The organism is Actinotalea ferrariae (assembly GCF_019733465.1).
Taxonomy (GTDB): Bacteria; Actinomycetota; Actinomycetes; order Actinomycetales; family Cellulomonadaceae; genus Actinotalea; species Actinotalea ferrariae_A.
Genome location: NZ_JACVQL010000226.1, coordinates 1 through 4,482 on the forward strand (window position 1 = coordinate 1; position 4,482 = coordinate 4,482).

A 4,482-nucleotide genomic window follows, 5' to 3' on the forward strand; every position below is an offset into this window, starting at 1 on the left:
CGATGAGGGCGCGCGCACGCCGGCTCGCGGCGACGGCGCTCGCCGCCACGGCCGCGGCTGCGGCGCTCCTCGCCGGCTGCACGGTGCAGGCGCCCGCCACGCCGCCGACGTCGTCCGCGGACGTGACCATCGCGCTGCTGCTGCCCGAGTCCAAGACGACGCGGTACGAGAGCATCGACCGACCCGTGTTCGAGCAGGTCGTCGCCGAGCGCTGCCCCGACTGCGAGGTGCTCTACGCGAACGCGGGTCAGGACGCGGCGCGCCAGCAGCAGCAGGCCGAGTCGGCCCTGACGCAGGGCGCCGACGTGCTCGTGCTCGACGCCGTCGACGCGGCCGCCGCGCAGAGCATCGTGACCGCGGCCGCCGACCGGGGCGTGGCCGTCATGGCCTACGACCGCTTCGTCGCGGGCGCGCCGCTCGACTACTTCGTCGCGTACGACGCGACGCGCGTCGGTCAGCTGCAGGGCGAGGCGCTCGTGCGCGCCGTCGGCCCGACCGAGCCGGGGGAGGGCGTGCTGCTCGTGCACGGCGCGAGCACCGACCCGAACGTCGCGGGGCTCAAGGCGGGGCTCTCGCGCGCGCTCGCCGACTCGGGCCTGGCCGTCCTCGCCGAGTACGACACGCCCGACTGGAGCCCCGACAAGGCGCAGGAGTGGGTGCAGGGGCAGCTCACGCAGTTCGCGGGCAAGGTGGTCGGCGTCTACGCCGCGAACGACGGCACCGCGGGCGGCGCGATCTCGGCGATGCGTGCGGCGGGCATGGACCCGGTGCCTCCGGTCACGGGTCAGGACGCCGAGCTGGCCGCGGTGCAGCGCATCGTCGCGGGTGACCAGCACATGACCGTCTACAAGGCCATCAGCCAGCAGGCGCGCACGGCGGCCGAGCTGGCCGTGCGCCTGAGCCGTGGCGAGACGCCCGCGGCCGTCGCGCACGTCGAGGGGGTGCCGGCGGTGCTGCTCGCCCCCGTCGCCGTGACCCGGGAGCAGGTGGAGAGCGTGATCGTCAGAGGCGGCGTGCACAGCACGGAGGAGATCTGCGTGGAGCCCTACACCGACGCCTGTCGGGAGCTCGGGCTCCTCGAGGAGGACGCATGAGCACGCAGGCACGCGGCGGCCTGACCGGTCCGCACGACCTGGGCGACGGCCTCGGGGCCGCGGGCGGCGACGAGCCCGTGATCTCGCTGCGCGGGGTCTCGCACAGCTACGGCGCCGTGCGCGCCCTGGTCGACGTCGACCTCGACGTGCACGCGCGCGAGGTGGTCGCCGTCGTCGGCGACAACGGCGCCGGCAAGTCGACGCTCGTCAACGTCATGTCCGGCGTGCTCGTGCCCGACGCGGGCGAGGTCGTGGTCGAGGGGCGCGAGACGCAGCTGCGTTCGCCGGGTGTGGCGCGGCAGCTGGGCATCGCGACGGTGTTCCAGGACCTCGCGCTCTGCGAGGACCTCGACGTCGTCGAGAACCTCTTCCTCGGCCAGGAGCTGCGCCGTGGCCCGCTCCTCGACGAGGTGGCGATGGAGCGCGAGGCCTGGCGGCTGCTGTCCCAGCTCGCCGCGCGCGTGCCGTCCGTCCGGGTGCCCGTGGGCGACCTCTCCGGCGGTCAGCGCCAGGCGGTCGCGATCGCGCGCGCGCTCCTCGGGGAGCCGCGCGTGCTCGTCCTGGACGAGCCGACGGCGGCCCTCGGCGTCACGCAGACCGCCGAGGTGCTCCGGCTCGTCGAGCGGGTGCGCGACCGCGGGTACGGCGTCGTGCTGGTCAGCCACACCATGCCCGACGTGCAGGCCGTCGCCGACCGCGTCGTGGTCCTGCGCCGCGGGCGCCTCAACGGCGACTTCGACGCCGACCGCACGTCGTACGAGGAGATCATCGCGGCGATCACCGGTGCCAGCCCGGCGCGGCGACCCCGACGGCAGGAGGACGCATGAGCACGAGGGCCGGCGGTGGACCGGAGGTCTCGACCGACCGCTCGACGACCGTCCCCGGCGGCGTGCGCGGGGTGGGCGGTGCCGGTCGCGCGGCGCCGGGCGGCTCGTCGCGCGGGGCGGACGCGCGGGCGTGGGCAGGCGCTCCGTGGCGCGAGCGCGAGCTCGGCTCCCTGCCCGTCGTCGGCGCGCTGGTCGTGCTGGCGCTCGTGTTCCAGGCGTTCAACAGCAACTTCCTGTCGAGCGACAACCTCGTCAACCTGACCCTGCAGTCGGCGACCACGGGCGTCATCACGCTCGGCGTCGTGCTGGTGCTGCTGGTGGGCCAGATCGACCTGTCCGTGGGCGCGGTGAGCGGGCTCGCGGCGGCGGTGGTCGCCGTCGGCTTCGTGCAGGAGGGCTGGCCGCTGTGGGCCGCGGTCCTCGCGGCGGTGGCGCTCGGGGCGGCCGTGGGTGCGGGGTACGGCTGGCTGTTCACGCGGCTGGGGGTGCCGAGCTTCGTCATCACGCTCGCTGGGCTGCTCGTGTGCGTGGGGCTCCAGGTGCGCGTGCTGGGCGCGACGGGGTCGATCAACCTGCCGTACGAGTCGTGGCTCGTGCGGTTCAGCCAGCAGGTCTTCCTCGCGCCCGCGACGGCCTACGCGCTCGCGGCGCTGGTCGCCGTCGGCTACGGCGTGACCCGGTGGACCGGACGACGACGGCGGCTCGCAGCCGAGCTCTCGGCGCCCGGCCTCGTCTCGATCGCGGTGCGCACGGGGCTGCTCGCGGCGGCGCTGCTGCTGGTCACCTGGTACCTCAACCAGAACCGCGGGATCGGCGCGATGTTCGCGTTCTTCCTGCTCCTGGTCGGGATGACGGACCTGCTGCTGCGGCGCACCCGGTGGGGCCGGTCGGTGCGTGCGGTCGGCAGCAACGTCGTCTCCGCGCGGCGGGCGGGCTACGCCGTCCGGCGCGTCTACATGTCCTGCTTCATGGCCTGCACGGCGCTCGCCGCGCTCGGCGGGGTGCTCTCGGCCGGGCGCCTCGCCGCGGCCAACCAGGGCACGGGCGGCTCAGACACCAACCTCACCGCGATCGCCGCCGCGGTGATCGGCGGCACGAGCCTCTTCGGCGGCCGGGGGAGCGCGTGGTCGGCCGTCCTCGGCGCGTTCGTCATCCACTCGATCTCGAGCGGGCTCACGCTGCTGAACCTCGACGCGTCGATCCGCTACATCGTCACGGGCGTCGTGCTCGCGCTCGCCGTGACCATCGACGCGCTCTCGCGGCGCCGCGCGACCGCCGTGCGCTGATGCGCCGGCCCGGCCGGCCGGCGGTCTGCTCGTCCGCCGGCTCGGCGACGACCTGGGGCGGGCCCACCCGGGGGCAGGCCTCCCCGGGCGCGGGCCGGCTGAGGGGCGGTGGGGCTCAGCGGAAGACGATGGTGCGGTGCCCGTCGAGGAGGACCCGGTGCTCCGCGTGCCAGCGCACGGCGCGCGCGAGCGCCCGCCGCTCGACGTCCTGCCCGAGGGCCACGAGGTCCTCGACGCGCTTGGTGTGGTCGACCCGCTCGACGTCCTGCTCGATGATCGGGCCCTCGTCGAGGTCGCCCGTGACGTAGTGCGCCGTCGCTCCGATGAGCTTGACCCCGCGGTCGTGGGCCTGCGCGTACGGACGCGCACCCTTGAAGCTCGGCAGGAACGAGTGGTGGATGTTGATGACCCGGCCGGCGAGCGCGCGGCAGAGGTCGTCGGACAGGATCTGCATGTACCGCGCGAGCACGACCAGCTCGACGTCGAGCTCCTCCACCAGCGCGAGCAGCCGTGCCTCGGCGTCGGCCTTGGTGTCGCGGGTGACCGGCACGTGGTGGAACGGGATGCCGTAGAACCCGGCGACGCCCGCGAGGTCGGTGTGGTTGGAGACGACCGCGACGATGTCGACCGGCAGGCCCTCCGACTGCTGGCGGAACAGCAGGTCGTGCAGGCAGTGCGCGGCCGTCGACACCATGACGAGGGTCCGCATCCGCCGGCCGGCCTGGTCCAGGCGCCAGGCCATCGAGAAGTCGCCGGCGAGCGACGTGAGCGCGGCCTCGAGGTCGCCGCGCGACGTCGAGGCCTCGACCTGGACCCGCATGAAGAACAGGCCGGTCAGCGGGTCGCCGAACTGCTGCGACTCGGTGATGTTCCCGCCGTGCGCGGCCAGCAGGCCCGCGACCGCCGCGACGATGCCGGGCCGGTCCGGGCACGAGAGGCTGAGCACCCAGTGCGTCGGCTCCGGGTGCGGCGTGAGGTCGCTGGTCACGGCTGTGGTCACGAGCGCAGAGGCTACCGCCGCCCCGCCCCCCACCCCACGCCGTCCCACCGCCCCGCGACGCCGACCGCCCCACCGCCCCGCGACGGCCCTGATCCGTCCGTGCGGGCGATGGTGCTGGAGTGGCGGACGGGGCCGGTGGGACGTCCCACCGGCCCCACCAGCCCCATCCGTCACGAGCGCCGCACGGACGGCGCGGGTCAGCCCGCGGCGCCCGCGAGCGCCGGCGTGCGGTCCGACGGACGTCCGGCCGCCGACGTGCCGGCGGGGGCCTCGGG

General features: G+C 75.2%; 4 protein-coding genes. 3 read left to right on the forward strand and 1 reads right to left on the reverse strand.

The features are described 5' to 3' along the window. The 3 genes from ICW40_RS16350 to ICW40_RS16360 all read left to right on the forward strand — a co-directional run. Positions 1-1,094: substrate-binding domain-containing protein (locus tag ICW40_RS16350; protein WP_221655076.1), on the forward strand; the 1,094-nt coding region annotated here is incomplete at its 5' end. Beyond that, positions 1,091-1,921 (forward strand): ATP-binding cassette domain-containing protein, encoded by an 831-nt coding sequence (locus ICW40_RS16355; protein ID WP_221655077.1) that lies wholly within the window; start codon positions 1,091-1,093, stop codon positions 1,919-1,921. The genes ICW40_RS16350 and ICW40_RS16355, both read left to right, overlap by 4 nt. Next, positions 1,918-3,207 (forward strand): sugar ABC transporter permease, encoded by a 1,290-nt coding sequence (locus ICW40_RS16360; protein WP_221655078.1) that lies wholly within the window; start codon positions 1,918-1,920, stop codon positions 3,205-3,207. The genes ICW40_RS16355 and ICW40_RS16360 overlap by 4 nt, the downstream gene beginning before the upstream one ends. Positions 3,208-3,322: 115 nt before the next feature. Here ICW40_RS16360 and purU read toward each other — a convergent pair whose 3' ends face one another. Then, positions 3,323-4,207: a formyltetrahydrofolate deformylase gene (gene purU / locus ICW40_RS16365; RefSeq protein WP_308121863.1), complete on the reverse strand. Its 885-nt coding sequence runs from the start codon at positions 4,205-4,207 to the stop codon at positions 3,323-3,325. Positions 4,208-4,482: the final 275 nt, after the last annotated feature.